Source organism: Methylobacter tundripaludum SV96, assembly GCF_000190755.2.
Classification (GTDB): Bacteria; Pseudomonadota; Gammaproteobacteria; order Methylococcales; family Methylomonadaceae; genus Methylobacter_A; species Methylobacter_A tundripaludum.
In genome coordinates, this window is record NZ_JH109153.1 from 436,611 (window position 1) to 461,663 (window position 25,053).

The 25,053-nt window shown below is 49.8% G+C and carries 20 protein-coding genes; 13 read left to right on the plus strand and 7 right to left on the minus strand.

The window, feature by feature from the left end:
* Positions 1 to 168: 168 nt before the first annotated feature.
* Positions 169 to 1,137, minus strand: coding sequence for an OmpA family protein (locus tag METTU_RS21865; protein ID WP_006892620.1), 969 nt, complete (start codon positions 1,135 to 1,137; stop codon positions 169 to 171).
* An 818-nt stretch (positions 1,138 to 1,955) separates the two neighbouring features.
* On the opposite strand from METTU_RS21865, the gene METTU_RS24565 reads away from it, so the two are divergent.
* The 8 genes from METTU_RS24565 (at position 1,956) to eutC (ending at position 12,519) form a co-directional block, all read left to right on the plus strand.
* Complete coding sequence (locus METTU_RS24565) at positions 1,956 to 2,429, plus strand: helix-turn-helix domain-containing protein (RefSeq protein WP_006893918.1); 474 nt, start codon at positions 1,956 to 1,958, stop codon at positions 2,427 to 2,429.
* The gene (locus METTU_RS24570) at positions 2,426 to 3,025 is read left to right on the plus strand and encodes an IS630 family transposase (RefSeq protein ID WP_050897707.1); all 600 of its coding nucleotides are present in this window, start codon (positions 2,426 to 2,428) and stop codon (positions 3,023 to 3,025) included. The genes METTU_RS24565 and METTU_RS24570 overlap by 4 nt, the downstream gene beginning before the upstream one ends.
* Before the next feature lie 371 nt (positions 3,026 to 3,396).
* Complete coding sequence (locus METTU_RS15085; RefSeq protein ID WP_006892621.1) at positions 3,397 to 5,058, plus strand: peroxidase family protein; 1,662 nt, start codon at positions 3,397 to 3,399, stop codon at positions 5,056 to 5,058.
* An 85-nt stretch (positions 5,059 to 5,143) separates the two neighbouring features.
* Positions 5,144 to 7,144 carry a hypothetical protein gene (locus METTU_RS15090; RefSeq protein WP_006892622.1) on the plus strand — a complete coding sequence of 667 codons (2,001 nt, stop codon included), beginning with the start codon at positions 5,144 to 5,146 and terminating at the stop codon, positions 7,142 to 7,144.
* 298 nt (positions 7,145 to 7,442) lie between these two features.
* The gene (locus tag METTU_RS15095; RefSeq protein ID WP_006892623.1) at positions 7,443 to 9,629 is read left to right on the plus strand and encodes a pentapeptide repeat-containing protein; all 2,187 of its coding nucleotides are present in this window, start codon (positions 7,443 to 7,445) and stop codon (positions 9,627 to 9,629) included.
* A 283-nt stretch (positions 9,630 to 9,912) separates the two neighbouring features.
* Entirely contained in the window at positions 9,913 to 10,089 is a 177-nt protein-coding gene (locus tag METTU_RS23725) for a hypothetical protein (protein WP_006892624.1), read from the plus strand.
* Positions 10,090 to 10,322: 233 nt separating this feature from the next.
* Positions 10,323 to 11,711 carry an ethanolamine ammonia-lyase subunit EutB gene (locus METTU_RS15100; RefSeq protein ID WP_006892625.1) on the plus strand — a complete coding sequence of 463 codons (1,389 nt, stop codon included), beginning with the start codon at positions 10,323 to 10,325 and terminating at the stop codon, positions 11,709 to 11,711.
* Between the two features lie 4 nt (positions 11,712 to 11,715).
* Positions 11,716 to 12,519: an ethanolamine ammonia-lyase subunit EutC gene (eutC, locus tag METTU_RS15105; protein ID WP_006892626.1), complete on the plus strand. Its 804-nt coding sequence runs from the start codon at positions 11,716 to 11,718 to the stop codon at positions 12,517 to 12,519.
* A 298-nt stretch (positions 12,520 to 12,817) separates the two neighbouring features.
* Here the strand turns inward: eutC and METTU_RS15110 are convergent, their stop codons facing one another.
* A complete protein-coding gene (locus METTU_RS15110) occupies positions 12,818 to 13,033 on the minus strand; it encodes a cold-shock protein (RefSeq protein WP_006892627.1) in 216 nt (71 codons plus the stop codon).
* A 456-nt stretch (positions 13,034 to 13,489) separates the two neighbouring features.
* On the opposite strand from METTU_RS15110, the gene trhO reads away from it, so the two are divergent.
* From trhO to selD, 3 genes are all read left to right on the plus strand, one after another.
* On the plus strand, positions 13,490 to 14,467 hold the full coding sequence (trhO, locus tag METTU_RS15115; protein WP_006892628.1) for an oxygen-dependent tRNA uridine(34) hydroxylase TrhO: 978 nt from the start codon (positions 13,490 to 13,492) through the stop codon (positions 14,465 to 14,467).
* 317 nt (positions 14,468 to 14,784) lie between these two features.
* On the plus strand, positions 14,785 to 15,894 hold the full coding sequence (gene mnmH, locus METTU_RS15125; RefSeq protein ID WP_006892630.1) for a tRNA 2-selenouridine(34) synthase MnmH: 1,110 nt from the start codon (positions 14,785 to 14,787) through the stop codon (positions 15,892 to 15,894).
* 245 nt (positions 15,895 to 16,139) lie between these two features.
* Positions 16,140 to 18,410 (plus strand): selenide, water dikinase SelD, encoded by a 2,271-nt coding sequence (selD, locus tag METTU_RS15130; RefSeq protein ID WP_006892631.1) that lies wholly within the window; start codon positions 16,140 to 16,142, stop codon positions 18,408 to 18,410.
* Positions 18,411 to 18,441: 31 nt separating this feature from the next.
* Here selD and METTU_RS15135 read toward each other — a convergent pair whose 3' ends face one another.
* Positions 18,442 to 19,458 carry a Fic family protein gene (locus METTU_RS15135; RefSeq protein WP_006892632.1) on the minus strand — a complete coding sequence of 339 codons (1,017 nt, stop codon included), beginning with the start codon at positions 19,456 to 19,458 and terminating at the stop codon, positions 18,442 to 18,444.
* Positions 19,455 to 19,751, minus strand: coding sequence for a hypothetical protein (locus tag METTU_RS24080; protein WP_006892633.1), 297 nt, complete (start codon positions 19,749 to 19,751; stop codon positions 19,455 to 19,457). Before METTU_RS24080 ends, METTU_RS15135 begins: the two co-directional genes overlap by 4 nt.
* Before the next feature lie 45 nt (positions 19,752 to 19,796).
* Between METTU_RS24080 and METTU_RS15145 the strand changes: the two genes are divergently transcribed.
* Positions 19,797 to 20,333: an AIR synthase-related protein gene (locus tag METTU_RS15145; protein ID WP_150107866.1), complete on the plus strand. Its 537-nt coding sequence runs from the start codon at positions 19,797 to 19,799 to the stop codon at positions 20,331 to 20,333.
* Between the two features lie 31 nt (positions 20,334 to 20,364).
* Here the strand turns inward: METTU_RS15145 and METTU_RS15150 are convergent, their stop codons facing one another.
* Positions 20,365 to 20,631, minus strand: a complete 267-nt coding sequence (locus METTU_RS15150) for a Fic family protein (RefSeq protein ID WP_040580872.1) — start codon at positions 20,629 to 20,631, stop codon at positions 20,365 to 20,367.
* A gap of 86 nt (positions 20,632 to 20,717) precedes the next feature.
* Positions 20,718 to 20,903, minus strand: a complete 186-nt coding sequence (locus METTU_RS24085; RefSeq protein ID WP_006892634.1) for a hypothetical protein — start codon at positions 20,901 to 20,903, stop codon at positions 20,718 to 20,720.
* A gap of 79 nt (positions 20,904 to 20,982) precedes the next feature.
* On the opposite strand from METTU_RS24085, the gene METTU_RS15155 reads away from it, so the two are divergent.
* The gene (locus METTU_RS15155; protein WP_006892635.1) at positions 20,983 to 23,355 is read left to right on the plus strand and encodes a hypothetical protein; all 2,373 of its coding nucleotides are present in this window, start codon (positions 20,983 to 20,985) and stop codon (positions 23,353 to 23,355) included.
* A 126-nt stretch (positions 23,356 to 23,481) separates the two neighbouring features.
* On the opposite strand, the gene METTU_RS15160 is transcribed toward METTU_RS15155, so the two are convergent.
* On the minus strand, positions 23,482 to 24,831 hold the full coding sequence (locus tag METTU_RS15160; RefSeq protein WP_006892636.1) for a glycoside hydrolase family 30 protein: 1,350 nt from the start codon (positions 24,829 to 24,831) through the stop codon (positions 23,482 to 23,484).
* Between the last annotated feature and the right edge of the window lie 222 nt (positions 24,832 to 25,053).

A 25,053-nucleotide genomic window follows, 5' to 3' on the forward strand; every position in this document is an offset into this window, starting at 1 on the left:
ATCAGTCCCTCCACTACCGTCAAACGTCTTTCCGCCCATAGACCATCGATCATTCAACCAAACGTCTATAGCAGGCTGGATCGAAAAAGTATTTTTAATCAATAACGTTTTCAAACGACAGGGTTCTAACAACAAATAATTTCCAAGCAACGTGAAACTTAACTATTACTATTGAGCGGGCAAAAGCTTAATCTCCACTCGGCGATTCTTCATTCGCCCATCATAAGTAAGGTTGGAAGCAAGCGGAACAGTGTCACCAAGACCATGAACAATGATTCTGTCACTGGCGATGCCCTTTTTCTTCAACACCTGGGCGATTGCATTTGCACGCCGCAATGAGATGTTTTCATTCAATTTTGAGACCTGCGCAGGGCTTGCGCCGAACGGCACCCATTTGTCCGCATGTCCCTCAACAACGACGTTATCCAGAGGTCGCGTTTGGATGAGCGGGATAATATTATCGATCGCGTCTTGTATGTTTGCACGGGGCGTTATCTGCCCCGACGAAAAGAAACCTCCGCCAAGAACGAGTAGACTCACTGGCTCGTGCTGGGAAGATCGTTTTCCTTCAGCTGCCGGTGTTGGAAAGCCGGAATCGCCTGCCGGTTGAGCGGATTCGGTTAATCCCTTCGCCTGGTCTGGCGTAACCTCGCCTTGCGGCTGCGTTATGGCCGACTGCGATCCCTCATCTATAGGACTTTGCGTAGGTTCCAATTCCAATCCCTTGTTTTGAGTGGATTCGGTTAATCCCTTCGCCAGGTCCGGCGTAACCTCGCCTTGCGGCTGCGTTATGGGTGGCTGCGATCCCTCATCTACAGGACTTTGCGTAGGTTCCAATTCCAATCCCTTGTTTTGAGCGGATTCGGTTAATCCCTTCGCTTGGTTTTGCGTAACCTCGCCTTGAAGCTGCGTTATCGGCGGTTGCAATCCATCATCTACCGCAGGACTTTGCGTGTGTTTCAGTTCCAATCCCTCGTTAGTTTTCTTGGGTGCGTTAGCCGACTCATGCACCACTGAGTCGCCCTGTTCTGCCGGTGAAGGCGCCCCTCTCAGTAACGGTATTAATAACGCTAAAATAAAAATTAAAATTGATAACCCGAACAATTTGGATGAAATTTCGGTTATGACACTGCGCATTAAGAATACTCCTGATGTGGCTAGCCTAATTAAAACCTGCTCCCTAATAGGGGATGAATCTTGGCGCAATACAAAGCCTTCCTTTCTGCAATCTAAGTTCCCTCGTTGAAACAAGAAAAGCGCCCCAGTAAGCTATACGCAACAAATCGGCATACCTCATAAACAGAGTCAGTATGTAGATTTGAAGCATCCAAGAGTTACTCGTGTATTTCCCGCCACAACTTAAAAATACAACATTTTGAACTTAAAATGCTATACGCATGAGTACCTAAGGAAATAGTGACCGTCCATTGTAGCGAGGGAAACCAGCCTTTTGGCTCCGGCAGAATGACCGCATCGACACCGTGGACGACTCTAACGACGGCGGCGTGGTTCCTCCCCTATTTTCGTAACACGCTTCGTTTACGCTGAACATGTCGAAGCACGATATTTTCAGCGGCTTCCTTAATTACACAATCAATGCGCGTTTTATTGCTTAACTGATATTACGCACGGATGGTATTTCTCCCGTTTGCCGCGCCGAGCACCGGAGCTTTTATCGAGAACAGCCCGTTAGGGGCGCGGCAGGGATGCCGCACGTCAGCAGAGGGGCAGGAGCCCCTTCTGCTGACCCTCGATAAAAGCGAGGAGCACAGGAAATAAGCGGCAACCGGGTCGCCTTTTCTTTGGTTACTTTCTTTTGGCGAAGCAAAAGAAAGTAACTCGCCTTCGGGTGCGACAACCCGATTCAATCAAGTGTCGCGCTAGCGACTCCTTAACGTTAAAGCGGTCGAAATTCGACTAAGTAGTAATGCGAAAGTTATTAGGAAGTAAATTTATTGTGTCAAACTGGAAACGATTGCAATAACAGACAAAAATTAGGAGTCCACCTGAAATTCATCGCCAAACTGACCCCGGAAGAGGAAGTAACGTTAACCGAAGCCTATCGTAACCACCCATTATTCCGGGTTAGACAACGGGCACATGCTATCTTATTGAATAATAGAAGGTATGTAATTGCACGGCTGAGCGAATTGTTTGAGTCCCAGCATGAGACTGTCAGCTCATGGTTAGACAAATGGGAAACAGAGGGATTAATAGGGCTTTACGATTGTCCACGAAGCGGTAGGCCTGTGCGCTTCACGGTTGAGGAACAAGCCGTTTTTCTGGGCTATATTGACAAAAACCCACACCAGCCCAAGGCCGCCGCAGCACGATTGCTGGAGGAGACGGGCAAGGAAGCCAGCCTTGACACCTTTAAACGAATTTTAAAAAAAGTGCCTATGCCTGGAAACGTTGTCGGCAATCAGTGAAGGGAAAGCGTAATGAAGCAGATTTCCAACGTGATAAGGCATATCTGAAGGCCTTGAAACAGCAAGAGGATGATGGGGAATTGAAGCTTTACTACTTTGACGAATCCGGATTTAGCACGACACCCTGTGTACCCTATGGATGGCAACGGATTGGCGAGACCCGACAAATACCCTGCTATCGTAGCAAGCGCATGAATGTGTTAGGTTTTTTGAGTCGCAGCAATGATCTGTTTTTCCACAGCTCCGAACAATCGGTGACAACGGATACGGTTGTCAATGCCTTTGATGCGTTTGTCGAAACGTATGCAGGCAAGTACGAAGAAACTAAAGTGCCGTGCTGTGTGGTGTTGGATAATGCTTCCATTCATCGTAGCGGCGTATTCAAAGAAAAGCTGGCGGGCTGGCAACAACGTGGTGTGTGCTTACATTTTCTTCCGCCTTACAGCCCGGAGCTGAACCTGATCGAAATACTCTGGCGTAAAGTTAAGTACGAATGGTTGCCGCTTGATGCCTATCAAAGTTACGGACACTTGAAAAAGTGGGTGTTGGAAATCCTGAGTGACATCGGTAAAAAATTCCAAATAACTTTTGCGTAACTACTTAACTGCGTAACATCAGTTGCTTAAGTAATAAGTCTAATAAGTCGTATAAATGCGATTTTTTAATGCTTATTTAATATTTAATCTATTGAAATTTAAGGCGAAACTAACGAAACTAAAACTGACTGATACCTATCCGCATAAAAAAGACGGAACACCAAACCTACCGTGGGACGCCAAGCGGCTTTCAATTTTTCCCACTATTCATCGCCGTTTTTCCAGCCGGGAAAAACAACTTTTAAAAGGTTAGCGAGATGGAAGATGCGACTGAGTAGACATCCGGCCTTTGCCCTGTAAAAAGGATAAACGAAGGTGAAGGATACTTAAGGAAACTGAGTTTTTCATCCATCAAAACAAAGGAGACGCAAATGAATGAACTAGGTCATGGTAACGTTGGGAAACGCGAGCAAAACTTTACATCGCTACTGCCTCTACGTAAAAAAAGCTACCACCCGCGAGTCCTTGCCAAGCTTGCCGAAGACATGAAAGGCGAAGTCGATACCGTTAAAGACGGCCCTGATCCCGAAGAAAACCTGCTGGTGCCCGCGGGCTACACCTATCTTGGCCAGTTCATCGATCACGATCTGACCTTTGACAGCAGCTCTTCGCTTGATCCAACGAACCCGGCAATCCCGACAAATCTGCGCACACCGAGATTCGATCTGGACTGCCTGTATGGAGACGGACCGGCCGCACAGCCCTTCATGTATGATGGCGACAAACTATTATTCAAAAATGATCCTCAATCGCCAGAGCCGAACGATCCTGCCGGACAAGACCTGTTGCGCAATCCATTGGGACGGGCGATTATCGGTGATAAACGCAACGATGAAAATTCCATCGTCAGTCAAATCCAGCTGGCTTTCGTCAAGTATCACAATGCGGTGATTGACGAACTGAATCAGCAAGACCCGGAGAACTGGAACACCCCGAATAAACTGTTCGAGTCGGCGCGAAATGAAGTGCGCTGGGCCTATCAAAAAATCATCGTAAAGGATTTTTTGCCTCGGATAATCGCTGCGGAAGTGTTGGAGGACCTGCAATGCTGCGATCCTGAAGAGCGCAAAGACAGGTATCTGCTCTACACGGAAGATAAGCGCGGCAGTTTGCCGCGAGAATTTGTCGCCGCCGCCTACCGTTTTGGCCATTCGATGGTCAGAACCGGCTATCGCTTGAATTCGGGGCTTGAGAACAGGTTCAATATTTTTCCTTCTAGCGATGACAATACAACACTCGCCGGTGCGGGTAGCCTGCTGGGTTTTGATCCGGTAACCAATAATCAGGTGGTCGATACCTGGGGGCGGTTTTTCCCTGAAACCTTGCCCGGAGAATTTCCGTTAGAGTCTCGCGAGGAAGCGGCCGATGAAACCCCAAATGGCCGGGAGCGCTTGCAATTTGCCTACAAAATTGACACAACGCTGGTTGATCCCTTAGCCGTTCTACCGAGAGAAGAGGTGGCCGGCGAGGAAACGACGCAACAAGCGATTGCCCAGATTGGCGCGCTTCCCGATACGGTGGGAGAGCCGCCCCGCCCTTCTTTGGCCCTGCTCAATCTGCTGCGCGGCAATACCTATAAAATCCAAAGCGGCCAGATATTTGCCGCGCTGCTTAAAAACAGCGGCTTTAACTTCACTCCGATCGAAAAGCAGCACTTGGTAACGCGTCAGGCATTCGACCGGGATGGCGAGACGTTTTTTAAATTTGTCCCGATTCCCGATGAACTTCTGGACGACACGCCGCTATGGTTCTATATCCTGGCCGAAGCGCAAGCGCCGTTGGTGGATGAGATTGCAAGCCGGAATCAACTGGACGAATTTCCAGAGAGTTTTCTATTGAACGATCCTAAAGGGGTCGGTACGCAACTGCGCGGGGTTGGCGGGCGTATCGTCGCCGAAGTGTTTTACGGCTTGCTGGACTCCGATGATGAATCTTATGTCAATGCGGCTCCCATTAGCTGGAAGCCCATATTGAGCGGCTGCCATGCCCTCTTCAGAAACCTGCTGAAGTTCGCTGATCCCCAAAACGCTTGAGCGAATAGCGTTGGGCCCGTTAATTTATCGCGGTTAAGCCAAACCCCGGCTTGGCCGCTGATTTTCCTCCCTTTGGATACACGCTATGAAATTTGCAACGGCCGGTTACTTAAGCGCGGTGTTTTTCTTTCTTCTCGCTCCGCCGGCTAGCCAGGCGGTCAGCATCAACGAAAGGGCCGGGAATCACTTTAGAACCGCATCCAACAATCAAGAATTCATTCTGAATAAATCTAACGTCAATAATGCGCAATTTGGCCTGCTTAACACTTTCAATTTCGACGCTAAAGTGGAAACTCAACCCCTTGTGCTCGAAAAGGGGATCAATGGAAATGATTTGGTGATTGTCACGACGATGAAAAATAAGGTAATCGGCATTAATGCGAAGACCAATAACAAGGTTTATGAGAAAGAGCTCGGCCCACCCATTAATACCGTAACCAGGAAGGATGGAAAGGAAACGCAAGATATGGACATGTGGGGGCATACGCCCGATTGGGGAATTTCGGCAACCCCGATCATTGATCCCTCCACTAACACCCTGTTCGTCGCAGCATGGGTGCAAAAAAATAAAGGTGACGACCGTTATCGCGACTATAAGGTGTTTATCCTCGACGCCAAAACCGGCGACAAAAAAGCCGAGCCGGTGCGTATCTTCGGTCAATCCCAGGAAGGTAACAACTGCGGGTTCAATGATGCCAATGCCGTCGACGGGCAAGGCAAACAATACACTTACCCGAAACTGCGCGCCGGTCTGGCGCTGACCGGCAACAAGGGCCTGGTACTCGCCTTTGCGGCAAATGGGGAGCACCCTAACGACGATAAGCGCGATAATCCGCACGGTTTTGTGATCGCTTACGATACCCGCGCCCTGCTCAATCAACAAGGCTTCTCCCGTGATCCGGCGATTTTTTGTACCACAGCGTTTAATTCCTGGGGAGGCGGTATCTGGCAAGCGGGTGGCGCACCGGTGACGGAAGGCGACATGATCTACGTCGCTACGTCGAATGGCACATCCAATAACGGCGGCGACGACCTTACCGAGAGCATGATCAAGTTGCGCTACCTGCCCAGTCTGTCCGGCAAGCGCCCCGAACTGCAAAAAACGGACTGGTATAAAGCCTTTCTCGATGAGCGGACTTCCGGCGCAGGCTGTCTTTGGCAAGATAACACCAGCGAAGTTTCCTGCGGACGTGCAGTCCCGCCGCCTCGTGGACCGGATGGCGAATTTAGGTTACGAGCAGGGACCGATTGGGATTTCGGTTCTGCCGGACCCCTGCTGATTCCCGGATCGGATGTTTTGTTGCAGGGAACCAAAGACGGCATTATTTATGCGTTGGATAAAACCGATCTGGGGCATAACGACCGGTTCAATAAACTAATGTTTCGGCCGCCCCTGATAGGGTCCTATTTCAGCGGCGATAAGGACGGCGAGACGCAACAAAGCTGGCTGCGGGCAAACGAACTGAATCGAAGCATTCCTTGCGTAGTTGACGATGATTGGTTTACGCCCTGCAAAATTGAAGGCGGTCCCGAAAACGGCAGGACCCATCACATCCACGCCCTCGCGTTGGCCCAGAAGGATGCTGGCGGCGGCATTGTGTATGTGTGGGGCGAGAATGCGTCCCTCAAGGCGTACGATTTCTCAACAACACGCGATCGGCGTCCGGTATTCCGTGCGGAAGGCGAGGAGCTGGCGTCCGCACGCATTGGTGCGCCAGGCGGGATGCCGGGCGGCTTGTTGATGGTTTCCGGCAAGCCATCCAAATTGCAAGGCGCTCCCGATACCGCCATCGACTTCGATACAGCCCTTGTTTGGGCCGTTTATGCAAAATGCGGGGATGCCAATAAAGGATTTGCGGAGGGCGAATTGATTGCCTACGATGCGACGTCTATCCTACCCGGCAGCCGGAATATGAAGCGCCTGTTTTCAACGGGAAATGTGGGTGGTTGCCACGGAGGGCTCGGCATGATGTCCCGTATGATCCCGCCGGTTGTTGCGAATGGCAAGGTGTATGTCATGATCTACCGGGTCGAGGGGTACGATAAAGTTATCGGTAGCCAGTTAAAAGCGTTTGGCTTGAAGTGAAAGGAAAATGCCATGAGTACGCCAAAGGTTTGGGCGCCTAATGCTGTACCTGTGGAATGAGTTAAAGGCGAAAATAAATCATCACTTATCCCGCCCATTAACTGGATTAAAACAACAAGCATGTTTCTATCGGCGGATATTGGGATCTGCCATCGCGGATCGATTGAACAGGGTTATTGGTTAAGAATAGAGTGATGGAGGATTGTAGATTCGGGTGATAGCTGCGCTGAATTCAAATGAATGACCTCATTTGCTTTATACTTCATCAAATTAAGCCTCCGAAACCAGCCCAACCGCCATGTCCGATCCGCTACCGCAAAGCAACGACGAACTCTCATCGCATATCGAGAAACTTCTGGAAGCGGCCAACTCCGCATCTCAGACCGTGGCGGCGCTGCATGTCGCGTTTATGGCCTTCGTTACCTATCTCGGCGTCATCGTCTGGGGCACAACGCATGATGACCTGCTGCGCATCAGCCCGGTCAAACTGCCGATTCTGGATGTGGATCTGCCGCTGACCACTTTTTACGGCTTCGTGCCGTGGATGGTAGTCCTGCTGCATTTTAACCTGCTCATGCAATTGGAATTGCTCTCTTGCAAGCTGTGGAATCTGGATCGCGACCTTCCCGATACGCCGACCGGGCAACAGGTGCGCAACCGCTTGTTCATCTTCCCTTTCACTCATCTGATCGCAGGGCGTTCTGAAGTCTGGTTGATCCGCTGGCTGCTATCCTTGGTGGTCGGCATTACCGTCATCGCTTTACCTTTATTAATGTTGCTGGCCGCACAAATCCGCTTCCTTCCGTTTCATGACGAAGCTATCACCTGGTCGCAGCGCCTCTCGGTTTGGGTCGATGCGGCCATGCTGATTACCTTGTGGCCGCTGATCGCCTCGCCTCAAGACCGGGCACAGGAATGGTGGCAGAACTTTAGCGCTCGCTTGCTGGGTTATTGGCCTGCTTGGCTCCGGTATTTGAGCGCCCTCGGATGGAACCGGCTAACGCGATTGATTCAGCGTCTCCGGCCGAATCTGCCCGCGCGTGAAATTGCCCACCAGCCTATGCTGCCCCCTGAAACCGAACCGAAGGGCATGGTGTTCTTATTAGTCTCTGTGCCGGTGATTATTCTGCTCAGCATTATCGCGGTGATACCCGGCAGTATTACCGTACAGACTTATTACGCCTCGGGGCAAGACCAGCCTGAGAATGCGCCCCGCTACTTCGAGGATTGGTTGATCCGCAAAGTGCCTGAGTCATGGCTGAGTGTCGCCGCCCATAAATATGATGTTGTGTCCTGCACGACGCTGGCAATGGCTGAAAAATCAGAAGCATCCATTCTCCAGGTGATGCTCGGTCCCTGCTCATGGTTCAATTTGGGTTTATTTCCACGCAACCTGAATCTCAGAGAAGCCAGGCTGGTACCCAAAGAAGTGTCCTTGTCGCTATTAACTCGGGCAATAGACCCTGATAAACAAGTCCGTGACGCGGCCTTTAAGGAATTCGACGGACTCAATTTACAAAATCGCGACCTGCGCTTTGCCAATTTTTTCGGTGCCGTATTACCCAAAGCCGATCTTCGCCATGTCCAGTTACAGGGCGCGATCCTGTTAAAAGCGAAGCTACAGGGCGTAATCGGTTGGGACAAAACGCAATTGCAGGGTGCGATTTTGGGTGGGACTCAGCTACAGAGTGCGGGCCTGATCGAGGCTGATCTTCAGGGCGCGGATTTGCGCGGGGCGAATCTGCAAGGCGCAGCCCTGGGTTGGGCAAAACTTCAGAGCGCGGATCTGCGCGGGGCGGATTTGCAGGGTGCAAACCTGAACGGGGCGAAGCTTCAGGGCGCAGACTTGCGCGGGGTAAAATTGCAGGGCGCTAACTTGCGCGAGACGAATTTTCAAGGTGCAAATCTGGTCTATGCGAAATTGCAGGGGACTGACTTGGCCTTGGCCGAACTACAGGGTGCGGAACTACGTGAAGCGGAACTGCTGGGGATTGACTGGTCACAAGCCAATCTCGATGGCGCATTCATTGCCGAAAGCTTGGTGTCGGATTGGAGCGAGCAGCAACAACGCAAGCTGGAATCAACGCTCAAGCCGATACTGGAGGGCGAACAATTCAGTGCCTTTCAGAATCGCATGAATTCCGCCGGTACGAAATTACCCTCGGGAAAACCGATCAGCCAAACAGGCTGCTACAGCGATAATCCAACCTTGCTGGAATGTGAATACCGTAACCCGTTGCAACTGGGCGTTTACCGTACTCAAGTGCTACAGCCGAAACTGATCGAACTGGCTTGTTCGGATGCGGCAATTGCTGCTGGCATTGCAAGACGCGGTTCCAATAAATCCACGAACAATGACCCCGATTTTGGCCTGGCAGCCGCCTTGCTTAAAACGCTCGATACCCCAAACCCCTGCGCAGGCTTGGCCGCACTGTTCGAACAAACTCGACAAAAATTACGGGAAACCGCAGAGCAACAGAAATAACGCTTACGGGGCGAAAATAGCCGGTCAATATCACAGATTCAGCGCATCTGCTGAATACAAGGCGACTTACGAGCACCCAATCCCGCCATGCAAAGAGAGGCTCTACTATTTCAACACATCGAAATGTTAGAACCGGCCACTTATCCCTACCGCTTCAGTTTCTGTTCAGCGAGCAAAGCGCATGTTAGCCAAGAATTACAGAAATTATTTCCTCTCATGACAAGAAATGTATCTGTATGACACTTAATTTTGTGCATCAGTCAGTGAAATAGGAAGGTAACAAATGGTTAACCAGAATTTCGATACGCATAGCGATATTGTCGCACCGATGAATCAGGCTTTTGATAATGGCAATTTTTATGGGCTGGAATATATCCTTGACGAGTTGGTTAGCGAAAAGCCGACGCCTGTAAATCAAAACGCGGTAGATTGGTTTGGCGCTGCCGATTATTTTGCTTAAAAAGCTTATGTTATGCATTGCCCATCACCGCCGCGAAAAAGACAGGCCACGAATGACACGGGAATATATCTTGTTTCCTGCGTAGGAACATCCTACTCACTATCTCATCCATCACGGCCATTCAGTTAAGGCCCGTTCATCTATTTTCGCGGGCAATACGTAAGCTTATGTAACGCCGTTTTCACAAGATAATGTTATCTTGAGCATCCCGAATATCTCTGGATAAGCCGCTCATGTATAAGACCCACATAGCCGATCAGGCCTACGATTTTAAAACCCTGCGCAACCTGATGGCCAAGGCTACCCCGGCACGTTCGGGCGACTATCTGGCCGGTGTGGGCGCCGTCAATAACCTTGAGCGGGTCGCGGCGCAGTGGGTGCTGGCCGATGTGCCGCTAAAACAATTCCTTAATGAAGCGCTGGTGCCTTATGAACAGGATGAAGTCACCCGCTTGATTATCGACGAGCATGATAGCGCCGCTTTTGCGGCCATCAGTCACCTGACGGTCGGCGACTTTCGTAACTGGTTGCTGTCCGAGCAGGCGACAACAGCAGCGCTGACCGCGATAGCCCCAGGCGTCACGCCGGAAATGGCGGCCGCTGTATCCAAAATCATGCGTATCCAGGATTTGATTTGGGTCGCTAAAAAATGCCGCGTGATCACCCGCTTTCGGAACACCATCGGCCTGGAAAACCGCTTATCCACGCGTTTGCAACCGAATCATCCTACCGATAATCCGGCCGGTGTTGCCGCCAGCCTGCTGGACGGCTTGCTGTATGGCTGCGGCGATGCCGTTATCGGCATTAACCCGGCTTCCGACAATCTTGAGGCGACCTCGCGCTTGCTGCACATGCTGCATGATGTGATCGAGCGTTATCAAATACCGACGCAGTCTTGTGTGCTGGCGCATGTAACGACGACCTTGAAAGCCATCGAACAAGGCGCGCCGGTTGATTTGGTGTTTCAATCGATTGCCGGAACGCAAAAAGCCAACGACAGCTTCGGCATCAACCTGGATTTATTAAACGAAGCCCGGCTGGCCGCCCTTGAACTGGGCCGGGGCACCTTGGGCGATAACTGTATGTATTTTGAAACCGGGCAAGGCAGCGCGCTGTCCGCCAATGCCCATCAAGGATTGGACCAGCAAACCTGCGAAGCCAGGGCTTATGCGGTCGCGCGCAAATTCAAACCGCTGCTGGTCAATACGGTGGTCGGTTTTATCGGCCCGGAATATCTTTACGACGGCAAGCAGATCATCCGCGCCGGTCTGGAAGATCATTTCTGCGGCAAACTGCTGGGCCTGCCGATGGGCTGCGATGTCTGTTACACCAATCACGCCGAAGCCGACCAGGATGATATGGATATGCTGCTCACCCAATTGGCCGTTGCCGGCGGCACGTTTATTATGGGCGTTCCCGGCGCGGATGATGTGATGCTCAATTATCAATCCACGTCTTTCCACGATGCGCTTTATCTGCGCCAACTGCTGGACTTGCGGCCCGCGCCGGAGTTTGAGCAATGGCTGCAACAACACGGCATTTTTAATGCCGAAAATCAGTTGCTACAACGGCCTGATGTACCGGCATTATTTAAATCGTCTTTGCAAAACCTGAGCGAGTAAGGCGATGAGCGACGATAACGAACCGACGATTGCCCAAGATCCGTGGCATAGCCTGAAACAATTCACCCCGGCGCGCATCGCTTTGGGACGGGCGGGAATGAGCCTGCCGACCCGCGCCTGTCTGGATTTTCAGCTGGCGCATGCGTTGGCCCGCGATGCGGTCAACATCCCGCTGGATTTTGCAGGACTCGAACAGCGCTTGAATGTGCAGGGCTATCAAACGCTGACCTTGCAAACCCAGGCGGAAAATCAGTCTGTCTATTTGCAGCGCCCCGATCTCGGACGCTTGTTAAGCGCATCGGCTATGGCCTGTTTGCAGCACAGCGCGCCCATTCCGGTTGATGCGGTTGTCGTTGTTGCCGACGGATTATCGTCTACCGCCATTGAATATCACGCCGAACCGTTTTTGAGTTTATTGCTGCCCGAACTGCAACAAAAGGGCTACAGATTGCCTCCGCTGTGTTTGGTAAAACACGGGCGCGTAGCGATTGGCGATGCTATCGCGGAACACTATGCAGCCAGTCTGTGTATCGTATTAATCGGTGAAAGACCGGGCTTAAGCTCGCCAGACAGCATGGGTATTTACTTTACCTATCAGGCCAGATCGGGCATAAGCACCGATGCCGACCGCAATTGCATTTCCAATATCCATAACAACGGACTGAGTTATCAGCAGGCGTTAAAGAAATTACTGTTTTTGCTTAATGAGGCCGAAAAGTTACAGTTTTCAGGTGTGAATTTAAAAGATGAAACCACCGACGCTGAGCCGAATGATCGCCTGAAACAGGCTAATTTTTTGCTAGATTAATTCTGCCGTTTTCGTATCCGGCGATGTAGACGCTATCAAGGAGTCAAATGACTACAAGTAAAGCCTTAAAAACCACGCGAGAAAGCTTTATTACAGGGTGGATTTTGATGCTCTTTACCGGCAAATATTTAAGGTTGCGACAGCGAGCAGATTGAAACCATCCGATTGGACAGGATGATTAAGAAGCCTTGCTAATAACATTTAAAGTTAGTCGACTTTAATTTATGACAGGCTTTGATTGAATTTTTGAATATAAACTGCGGCACGGGTAATTGTGCCGCAGCATGTAACTTATAACTTAGCTGATGACGCTTACATTTTCAGCTTGCGGGCCTTTTTGGCCTTGCGCTACGCTGAACTGTACTTTTTGGCCTTCATCCAGCGATTTGTAGCCACCAGAGTTATTGATTTGTTGAAAATGTACGAAAACATCGGGACCTGATTGCTGCTCGATAAAGCCGAAGCCTTTATCAGAATTAAACCATTTAACGATGCCAGTAGTCATTGTAGACATAAAAAGTCCTATAAAATATTTGAATATAAAAAGCCTTAAAAAGGCGGGTCAAGCCGGTAAATTTGGAAGTTACAAAATGAAAAACAGGACGAGGAACTACAGAAGATACATCGAAATGGTAAGCAGAGGGTAAATCTTATTTTCAAGCTGGGTGCAGTATGATCTTCTCGACAGTATGCTGTCAAGGTATATTTTTTCAATACGTGTAATATTTACCACGATGGCATTTATGACTTGAATCCAGGGACATTAATACCGCTTAACATCAGGGCTATTAATATGTTTTCCTATGTTTCCCATAAATTAATTTTGAAAAGATTTAGTGTTATCATTCAACCGCTTCTTTGAAAGTTTTTCTCAAAGGATTTTTTTACATTTCAGAAAGTTAATTCCCTGAAAGCCTATCGTTTTTATCTGCACTGGATTTACGTTCCAGCCCGCAACAAGGAATAATTAATGTCTCACATAGTAGTTTGTGCCCTGTACAAATTTGTCACCCTGGAAAATTACCAGGCTTTACGTCAACCCCTGCATGATGTCATGGAAGCCAACCACGTCCGCGGCACCTTGTTGCTGGCCGGCGAAGGCATCAACGGCACGATAGCCGGATCACGCCAAGCCATCGACACGGTGCTGGATTGGTTGCGCAGCGACCCGCGTCTGGCCGATATAGATCACAAAGAATCGCTGACCGACACACTACCTTTCAACCGCGCCAAAGTTAAACTCAAAAAAGAGATCGTGACGATGGGCGTGGAAGGTATCGACCCCAAGCGCGTGGTGGGCACTTATGTCAGCCCTAAAGATTGGAACAAACTGATCTCAGATCCTGATGTGATACTGGTGGACACCCGCAACGACTACGAATTTAAAGTCGGCACTTTTAAAAACGCCATTAACCCGAATACCACAAGCTTTCGCGAATTTCCGGACTATGTTAAAGAAAATCTCGACCCCGGGAAACACAAAAAAGTGGCGATGTTCTGCACCGGCGGTATCCGCTGCGAAAAATCCACGGCTTTCTTAAAAGAACAGGGCTTTGACGAGGTTTATCATCTCAAAGGCGGCATATTAAAATACCTGGAAGAAGTCCCCGCCCAGGAAACGCTTTGGGAAGGCGAATGCTTTGTCTTTGACGAGCGGGTGACGGTTAATCTCCAGCTTGAAAAAGGCAACTACGACCAATGCAACGCCTGCCGCCTGCCGATCACCGAAGCCGACAAAGCCAGCGAACACTATCAGCAAGGCGTCAGCTGCCCCCATTGTTACGACAAAATCACCGCTGAGCGGAAAACCCGTTTCATGGAGCGTGAAAAACAAATGGAATTAGCCAAACAGCGCGGCGAAGCGCATATCGGTGCCGATGCAGCCAAGACCCTTGTGCAAAAACGGGTAGCCAAATTGCAGCGGCGGCAACGGGTATTGGAAGAGTAAATAACCGCGCATAATTAGGTAGCGGATCAAATCCGCACCGTACTTTATTACTTTCATATCGTGAATAAGGGTGCGTTTAAGTTTAACGCACCCTACCAAGATTACCCGCCGCCCTACCTGGTTTTCCGTGTGAAGTCCATGGAAGCGGGCATGCCGGCCTGTCGACACATAAATACAGTCCATAGTTTGCATCTAAAAACGCCCATCTCACCGGACAAATCAAAAAATCAAATCAACGCCCTCTTCCTGGTGCAGCAAGAAGATCGCCAGCCGTTTCTGTTATATTAAGGCGAATTCTTGCTGACCATAATTTCAATATGAACCATCACCCTACCCTTCCCGCTGCCGAGGCTTTTAGTCTGCTTAGCGCCAATAATCAAGTGGCCGTTATTGATGTAAGGTCGGAGGGGGAATATGAAAAGGCGCACTTCGAAAACACGCTAAACATCCCGATACTATCAGATGCCCATCGCCATGATGTGGGACTGACCTATAAGACCGAAGGTTCGGAAGCCGCCAAGGCGCTGGGACACAAACTGGTCAGCGGCGATTATAAGGAGAGGATGATTCAGCAATGGTGCGACTCGATTAAAAGCCATCCCCGGCAATCCGCTTTGATCTTTTGTTGGCGCGGCGGTCTGCGCTCCCGGTTAGCCCAGGATTGGGTCTATCAAAACGGACTTGAAGTTTTCCGGGTCGATTCCGGCTATAAAGGTTTAAGACATGAGGCGCTTAAGGTCATAGAGAATCCCTCCCCCTTTGTCGTCCTTTCCGGCATGACCGGATCGGGCAAAACCCGCTTAATCCATCGGCTCCGGCACTTTGTCGATCTTGAAGCGCTTGCCGATCATCGCGGCAGCGCTTTCGGAGCCCATATTGGCAAAAGCCAGCCCCAGCAAGCCACGTTTGAAAACAAGTTGGCGCAAGCGTTATATCAAGTTCCAGATAACTTTGTTCTGGAGGATGAAAGCCCTAATATCGGTCGATGCCACGTGCCTGATCAGTTTTATGCGCGAATGGTCCCTGCGCCGATGGTGATGATCGAAACACCGGCCCGGGTTCGGGCATTGGAAATTTTTAAGGAATATATCCAAGCGCCTTTTGTAGGCGGCATGGCGTTATACGAACTGGAGGCCGGCTTTGCCAAAAATGTCGAACGGATCAGGAACAAGCTGGGCGGTCTGGAGTGCGATAACATTAAGACTATGCTGAGCCAATCCTTCCAATTCGATGCGCTGAATGAGGCTTACGCAGACGCTTATCTCGACTGGATTGAGCGCCTGCTGACGCATTATTACGACAAACTTTATATCCATTCGCTGTCATTAAAATCACGAAAGACCTTGTTTCAAGGCACTTGGCAGGACTGTCTGGATTTTTTAGTCGATTCTCAAAAAAGAACTTCCCATCAAGAGATCGATCTATAAAAAATAGGGGCCACGAAAATCACGAAAGACACGAAAAAAAACAGTCGAAAGAATCTTGTTGCAAGATTTTTCGTAACTATTCAGCGTATCTTGCGCTGGTTCCCAAGCCGAAGCTTGGGAACCAGCGAATCCGTGTTCTATTGGGCATACGCTGAATAGTTACGATTTTTCGTGCCTTTCGTGCCTTTCGTGCCTTTCGTGGACAATGCTTTTTGCTAGATTCATTATCGGAAATCCTTTGCATTATGAATAAAAATTCAACCCCGATAGTTTCAGACTTGGTTTTGCTCGGCGGCGGGCATGCCAACATCCAGGTCTTGAAAATGCTGGTTATGAATCCGATAGGCGGGCTTAGGATCACCCTGATATCCGACCAAACGCATTCGCCGTACTCCGGCATGATACCCGGCTATTTGGCGGGCTATTATTCCTATGAAGAATGCCATTTCGATTTAAGACGCATCTGCGAGGAACTCGGCCAGCGTTTTATCAAGGCCAAAATCATCGGCATCGATCCGCAACGGAAAAAAATCCAGCTGGAGAACAGGCCGGAAGTTAGTTACGACTGCGCGTCCATTAACGTCGGCATAGCGCCTCAAAGCCTAGAAAACTCATCGGCCGAGGCGGCGTTAAAGCTTATTCCGCTTAAACCGATTTCCAGGTTTATTGCACATTGGGAGCGATTGATCGTCGATCTGAAAGCTTATAAAGGCAGCGAATCCCTGCAAATTGCCGTGGTTGGCGCAGGCGCATCCGGCGTTGAAATCTCGATTATCCTGAAAATGTTGATCGACCAACATAACTGGAATGCCGAAGTGAGCCTTATCCACCGGCATGAGTTCCTGGTTTCAGCCAAAGATATTTCAGCCCAAAGAAGACTGTCAAAAACGCTCGAAGAGCTGGACATAAAAGTCTTTAAAAACACCCAGGCGCTTAAAGAACAGGAAAACGGCCTGGTGCTTAAAGACGACAAAGGACTTGCCCAGACTAAAGATTTTTACCGGGTGCTGACGGCTACGCAAGCCGCCGCGCCGCAGTGGTTTACACACTCGGGGCTACCGGTGAGCCCGGACGGTTTTGTAAAGGTCAACAAAAACCTGCTGGTTGAAAACGAACACGATCTGTTTGCCGCCGGTGATTGCATACACTTTTCGCCGTCCCCGCTGAAAAAAGCGGGCGTTTATGCGGTCCGGCAAGGCATGGTGCTTGAGCACAATATCCGCGCTTTTTTCACCGGAAAAACGGCGTTGAAAACCTTTCATCCCAAGAAAAACGTGCTGTCTTTAATCACCATCGGCGAGCGCAAAGCCTTGGTTCATCAGGATAGCGCATCAATCCTCAGATGGATGTGGCCTTCATTGTTGTGGACGGTTAAGGACGGCATCGACAGGCGTTTCATGAAGCGCTTTCAGGCCAAGACTTTCAGCGTAAAGCCCCGGCATTTCGATAACGCCATGCCGATGCCCAAGACCACGCTGGTCCCCGAAGATTGGGAAAGCAATACCTGCGGCGGCTGCGGCAGCAAACTTGCCGCTTCCACACTAACGCTGAGCTTGAACAAGCTGGACATCCCCACCGACGACGCCGTTTTGCTGGGCGTTAAGGATGGCGAAGACTGCGCGTTGACCCGGTTTTCCGAGCATACCCTGTGCCTGCAAAGCATCGACCAATTCCGCTCGTTTATTTCGGACCCTTACATGCTGGGGCAAATCGCCACCCAACATGCGTTAAGCGACATCTATGCGATGGGCGGCGTTGCCAAGACCGCGCAAGTCGGCCTGACGCTCGGCGCTGCAAACAAGAAGATTCAGCAGGAAGATATTTTCCAAGTGATGTCGGGCGTGCTGGATATTCTGACCCAAAGCGCCGCCTCCCTGGTCGGCGGCCATACCGGCGAAGGCGCGGAGCTTGCCATATCACTCGCAGTCCAGGGCGAAGTCGCGCCGGAGCAGGTTTTAAGAAAACAGCTCACTCAACCCGGAAACCGGCTGATACTGACCAAACCCATCGGCACCGGCGCCATCTTCGCCGCCAATATGCTGGCCCAGGCCAACGGCAAATTGGTGGATCAAGCGCTTTCGAGCATGCTGCAATCCAACAAAACCGCGATGGAAATCATCAAATCCTTTAGCGTTTCCGGCTGCACGGATATTACCGGCTTCGGCCTGCTAGGCCATGCGTTTGAGATGATGGGGAAAAATACCGGTCAAGCTTTGGGCGTTAAAATCGACTACAAAGCGATCCCCTTATTCGACGGTGTTGACGAATTATTTGCCAAAGGCTATTACGCTTCTATTGCCGAGGAAAACTATCGGTCTTTAAGTGCCGTATTGGATGCAGAGATAAGCAATCAAAAGTTCCCGGCGCTGTTCGATCCCCAAACCAGCGGCGGACTGTTGTTTTCAGTGCCGTCCGATCAGACGGAAGCGTGTTTAAAAGCCCTGCATCAAAACGGTGTAACCAAGGCCTGCGTGATAGGCGAAGTTATTGATCGGCGGGAAATAGTCGTGATTTGATTAGTCGGGGAGCATGCAAGCCTTGTAATCCTCACTCTTCATTCCTGGTTTGCAGCCAGATCCTGGCCTTTGCGGATAAACGGTAGCGTTGCGTCGGGCTTCGAGGAGAACCGGGTTGGGTGCGGTCAAGCCAGCCGCCTTCCATGGCCGGGTTTAGGTAGTTTGCCCTGAAAGTCGGACGGTGAGAAAAGCCCAATGCATTCATCAGCTCGGAACCGCTCAGTTCGCTGTTGCCAATGGCCTCAAGCAGCATTTTTACTTGATCGCTTACTTGGTCGCTTACTTGATCGGTATCGCCCGCCTCGCGCATAGCATCCCGCAGGGCTTGCAACATGAACTCGACAAACGGCGCGGCATCGGCGCGCTCATCCGCTTCGGCCAGCACTCGATCATATTCGTTCTGCCGTTCGCGAATGATAGTTTCTACCGGCAAATAACCCAGCAAGGGTTTCCACTGACGAAGAATCAGCGTTTGCCACAATCGCCCCATGCGACCGTTGCCGTCGGCGAAAGGATGAATAAATTCCAGTTCGTAATGAAACAAACAACTGCTGATTAACGGATGCTCTTCGCTGCGTTTCAGCCAATCCAGCAAATCGACCATCAAATAAGGCACCCGGTCGGCGGGCGGCGCCATATGCACCAGATGCTCACCCCGAAATATGCCGACACCGCCGGAACGAAATACTCCCGGCTGGTCAACCAACATCGACATCAGCAAACCATGCGCAACCAGCAAATCGGCTTCAGAAGCCGGATGCCAGTTATCCATCGCTTCATAGGCGGCAAATGCGTTACGAACTTCCTGAATCTCGCGCGGCAGACCCAGCACGCGTTTGCCGTCAATCACCGCAGTCACTTGTTCCAAGGTCAGCGTGTTGTTTTCAATAGCCAGCGAAGCTTGAATCGTGCGAATCCGGTTTTCCCGGCGCAGCCGCGGCGTCAGGTTTTGCTCGGCCAAAATCGTATAGCGGCCGATCAGTTCACTGATTTCTGCGACCAAGTTCAGGATGGCTGGGGTGATGGTATAGGGCGGTTGGTAGTTCATGTGAGCCGGTTTAGTTTTTCAACCATAAAATACAGGAAAATGGATTCTTTTATAAAAATCCAATTTATCAGCACCGTTCCAGTCTCGTAGGGTACGCTGCGCGTACCTTTCAATGTTCGATGGTACGCACAGCGTACCCTACATGGCTCCCGCAATGCCACCAATTCAGCGGCAGCTAATTCCGGCGCAGGCTTCATCTCAACGTCGTGAGTTCTCAACGTGCGCTTGCCTTGGCGCTGCTCCGCCAAAGCATCAAAACCTTCACTGAGTTCATCGAACAAATTTCTTTTCATCGTCTTGCCTCTTTAAACATAGCTTTCAGTCTCGTAGGATACGCTGTGCGTACCCTACGAGACTTCGGCCTGCTAGGCCATGCGTTTGAGATGATGGGGAAAAATACCGGTCAGGTGGGTGTTAAAATCGACTACAAGGCGATCCCCTTATTCGATGGTGTTGACGAATTATTCGCCAAAGGCTATTACGCGTCTATTGCTGAGGAAAATTATCGGTCTTTAAGCGCCGTGCTGAGTGCCGAGGTCAATGCTGTTGACTTAAGCTGCACAAAGCCCTCTCCAGAGGGAGAGGGTTGGGTGAGGGGAAATCAGAATAAGGAAGAAAGCTTATTTGCCCCCCCTCATCCCAACCTTCTCCCTGAGGGAGAAGGAGTCCGCACCCTTAAGTCAACAGCATTGAGTGCCGATGTGAGCCATCAAAAGTTCCCGGCGCTGTTCGATCCTCAAACCAGCGGCGGGCTGTTGTTTTCAGTGCCATCCGATCAGGCGCAGGAATGTCTAAATGCCCTGCATCAAAATGGAGTAGCCAAGGCTTGTGTTATAGGCGAAGTGATTGATCAGCGGGAAATAGTTGTGATTTGATTAGTCGGCGAGGATGCAAGCCTTGTAATCCTCACGCTTCATTCCTGGTTTGCAGCCAGATCCTGGCCTTTTCGGATAAACGGTAGCGTTGCGTCGGGCTTCTAGGAGATCCGGGTTGGGTGCGGTCAAGCCAGCCGCTTTCCATGGCAGGGTTTAGGTAGTTTGCCCTGAAAGTCGGACGGTGAGAAAAGCCCAATGCATTCATCAGCTCGGAACCGCTCAGTTCGCTGTTGCCAATGGCTTCAAGCAGCATTTTTACTTGGTCGCTTACTTGGTCGGTATCGCCCGCCTCGCGCATAGCATCCCGCAGGGCTTGTAGTCTCGTAGGGTACGCTGTGCGTACCTTTCAACATTCGATGGTACGCACAGCGTACCCTACATGGCTTAGTCGGTAACTTGATCGCTTACTTGATCGGTATCACCCGCCTCGCGCATAGCATCCCGCAGGGCTTGCAACATGAACGTAACAAACGGCGAGGCATCGGTGAAGGGGAAAATAAATCCAGTCATGTACGCTACGCGTACTGCATAGTGTATGTCTAGCACGGCAAACCGGATATTTGAGATCATGATATGATACGTTAGGCTTTAAGGTATGCGCAGAGTATCTACTGGGCTTATATTTTTTCCTTATGTGGTGATTTAATAAATGGCATCAGGCACGCTAACTATTCGCGCACGTCCGCTTCGCATCGCTTTCTTGGTAGATCCTAAGGATCGACACGCTCTTTTACGTGCTATCGAAGCCAGTACTTTTCTTTGGGGCGGCACATGTAACCCCATTATTCCCGTCTACACACGCACACCTAGAACTTGGGAGCCTCAGAGAATACGACGCTTACCTCAGCCTGAAGAAATTATCACAGGCTATATCGACGCCTTTGACCCGGATTTGATCGTACCTGTTGGGCTCTGTGAAAGTAGAGAATTCCAGGTAGGGCATCGTGAAATAATCAAGATAAATGAATTAATCGGAGACATAGCTGAAACGCATACACCTCAATTTGGCTTAGGATTTTTAGAGGTACTTGCAGATTTTGTCGATAAGGAATTCAAGTTCAAACGAAATGATGACTTGACTCTCATGTTTCCAAAGTTACCGAAGACACACGGACTTTTCTTAGCCAGTGTTTTTGGGAAATTACCAGCGCAAGCTGAGCAAGTCATTGACAGGTATTACGGGAAACATCTTGAGGTCAAATTTCCCCAACCAACATTGGATAATTTTGTTGAGTTACTTGAGCCTCTTAATGTTTTCCCACGAAGACTTACGTCTTGGTCTTTGGAGCACCAACCTCTTCGTGAACCTCAGCTTTTCTTTTGTAATGCCAACAATCCTCTGGACATAATAGATTATTGGAATCTGCGTGCGGCGGGATACTACGTTGTACCCATACCCATTCAAATTTCCGGTTTGGAAACAGTAAAGAAGTTTGCCCGCGATTTTATCGAAGAAAACTATCGACCATACCGGCACAATCCAAACATGTTTAATCGGACAATAATTCAGAAATCACGAACGGTGTCTGAAGATGATGTGAAGACATTTTGCGACTCGCTAAATATCTCACTCGGCGAAAATAAACAAGAACCGAAGTACTCGTTAAGATGGTGGTATCCGAGACTTTGGGATGCATGGGCACGTGAAAACACTCAAGAAGGAGTGGAAAAACCTTATGCGCATAAAGTTGATATACAAATAGCTGATGATCAAGAGCGATTGGAGTTGCGTTCGTATGACCCCAAAATCAAATCATTCCAAGAATATTCAGGCGAACCCCGATTCGCAAACGATTTTTCCTTCCGGTTCTATGATTCAAAAGAGCCTATGGCGGAAGTTTTCCCCGAGAGTAGTAGGGAGCTATCTTCGGCAATTGGTATCGGCTACCGCAATTGGCGATTTTCTAATTCAGGTCCAATATTCCTTGCTTACAATGAACAAGATTTGATCTTCTTAGAATTGCCTCGTGCTGAGTCTGTGATGATTGAGTGGCTAAGGGAGCTAGGTTGGAAGGTAAGCTTATCTCCATCTGGACGAATGGCTGCACAACTTGTCAAACAACTTGGAGGTATCTCGGGTATTTGGTGGTTAGGCCACAAAGGCTTGATTGAACTATTAGCTGAACTAGAGAAAGAAAGCGGGATGCCTCGACCAGCTGTTATAGGGCGACTCAATCAAATGAAAACGAAACATGGCCTTGATTTTGACAGCGAAATTATCCTAGAAAGGCTTATTAAAACAAGTGCCATGAAATTGGGCGCCAAAATTCAGTGCCCTGTTTGCACACGGCATAACTGGTACGAACTGGATGCATTGAATTACCAAACGGATTGCCGATTTTGCTTATCCAATTTTGATGTCCCTGTACAATCACCAAAAAATATAGAGTGGACTTATCGCGCTCACGGACCTTTTGCCAGCTCCGTTTCGCAAGGAGCGTTTAGCGTTTTACTGGTTCTCAAATTTCTGAAAGGAAACTTCACATCGGACAATAAAGTTACACCTCTTTTTAGCTATACCGCCAAAAAAGATGAACATGAATTAGAGGCTGATCTTACCTGTTTGTACAGTCCCTCAAATTGGCGAGTGTCCAGCCCACAGATTGTTCATGCCGAATGTAAAAGCTTTAATGGGTTTGAGATTGCCGACATTGATAGAATGGATTTTTTAGCGCGCGAGTTTCCGGGTTCAGTATTGATCTTCGCAACACTTAAGGAAACACTTTCTTCAGCAGAGATTATTTCGATCAAGAAAATGGTCGAATCGCAACGATCCAAGCGCCTTCTCGGGCAAGTAAACAGCCCTGTCATTATACTTACGGGGACAGAACTATTTTCACCTCGTGGTGCGCCCGAATGCTGGCAGGGAAAAGGTGGAGCTCTTAACAAATTCAGCGATAACCGAATCGGATGGGAAGATTTGTTTTCCATTGCAGATGCCACGCAGCAGCTATATCTTGGATTGCCAAGTTGGCATGAATTCACAGAAGCAGAATGGAATAAAAAGCGGGATACAAAATAATAAGCATCTAACAGCAGGAAAGGGATTTCTTCAAATATTCAGCCCCGTAGATAGAGTGACAGCTTTTCGTTACCCGACATTTTGATGTATGTAAATGTCGGGCATAAACGACTTCCCCAACCGTTATTAAAAAACAAAAGTCTTGATCCCCCGAGCCGGTATTGAGGCTTTAACCTGTAATCCCTGACTCTTTAGCAGCACGAAGTCAATTGCCTGCTCGGTGCGGTTCAAGGCCACTACGGCCACGGTCCCATCAACATTCAAAAATGCGCTTGCTTCAAGACTGTCCAGGGTTTTGGCGCAGGCCACCCGGCGAGCCCCCGGCCGGATGAATCGGGAGAAATGACCGATGTAGTAATAAGAACTTTGATAGCGTATTTCTCCGGCTTGAGTATCGGCAATAATCGGCGCGCTACAGAAATTGCCGACATGGTTGGGGCCGCCCGTTTCATCGAGAACCATGTTCCAGTCCACCCATGCCTCTGTCCAGCGGTTAAGATCGTTTATCATCGAGTGGGCATAACGCTCTCCGGTATCCCACGAACCGAGATGCGGCCCGCTTTCCTGGCAGCCCTCCGTGAAAATAAGGTGTTTATCGGGATAGGCGTCATGAGTCAGCTGCACGTTGTCGAAGTGATCCCCGCAATACCAGTGGAAACCGACGCCCCAGACATAGTGTGCTGCCTTCGGATCGTCCAGCACGACCTTGGCCCGCTCAAACATCCGGTCGCGATTGTGGTCCCAGACAATCACTTTAACATTGCCAAGCCCGGCATCATGGAGGGTTGGGCCAAGATGATCCCTGACAAAATCCCGCTCTTCTTCGCCGGTGTAAATACAGGAGTCCCAGGTTTGCGTGGCTTCCGGCTCGTTCTGCACCGTCAGCCCCCAAATCGGTATGCCCTCCTGCCCGTATTCCTGAATGTAACGGACATAGTAATCCGCCCAGGCTTGGCGATATTCCGGCTTAAGCTTGCCGCCGTTATTCATCATGCCGTTGGTTTTCATCCAGGCCGGAGGACTCCAGGGCGAAGCGAACAGCTTTAATTTACCGCCGGACAAATCGATGGCCTCGCGAATCATGGGAATCAGGGCTTGCCGGTCATGCTCGATGCTGAAATGTTTAAGATCGACATCGCCGTCCACTTCCGTATAGGCATAATTTCCCAGCGAGAAGTCGCAGCTATTGATGTGGGTTCGGCATAAGCTATAGGCATTGCCGGTGTCTGGAGAGAAATAGGCTTCCAGAATTTCTTGCCGTAAGTGGCTTGGCATTTTGTCTAAGGTTACCGCTGCCGCTTCTGTGAAAGCTCCTCCGAAGCCCTGAATTTCTTGAAACTTAACGGTCGTGTCTATGAACACAGAGGGATCGGAAATATTCGTGCCGGGTTCGAACGCTATCGGCGCCAGTTTCGACAGTCGATAGGCGGTGTCACGAGCGGTACAAAATTGCTTTACCAGCCGCTGTTTTGTCATTTTGCTAACTCCACTTGTTGAGTGTTACTGAAGACGATAATCGCCAGACCTAGCTATTGAGAATCATCTAATGGATTTTTTCTAAATTAGTCAGTGATCATTACGCTGGTTCCCAAGCTCCAGCTTGGGAACCCAGTTAACGAAGCTCCAGCTTCGCGAGACGGGAAGCTGGAGCTTGGGAACTAGCGCTCACTAAAATCCTTAACTTAATGGCAGTGACGC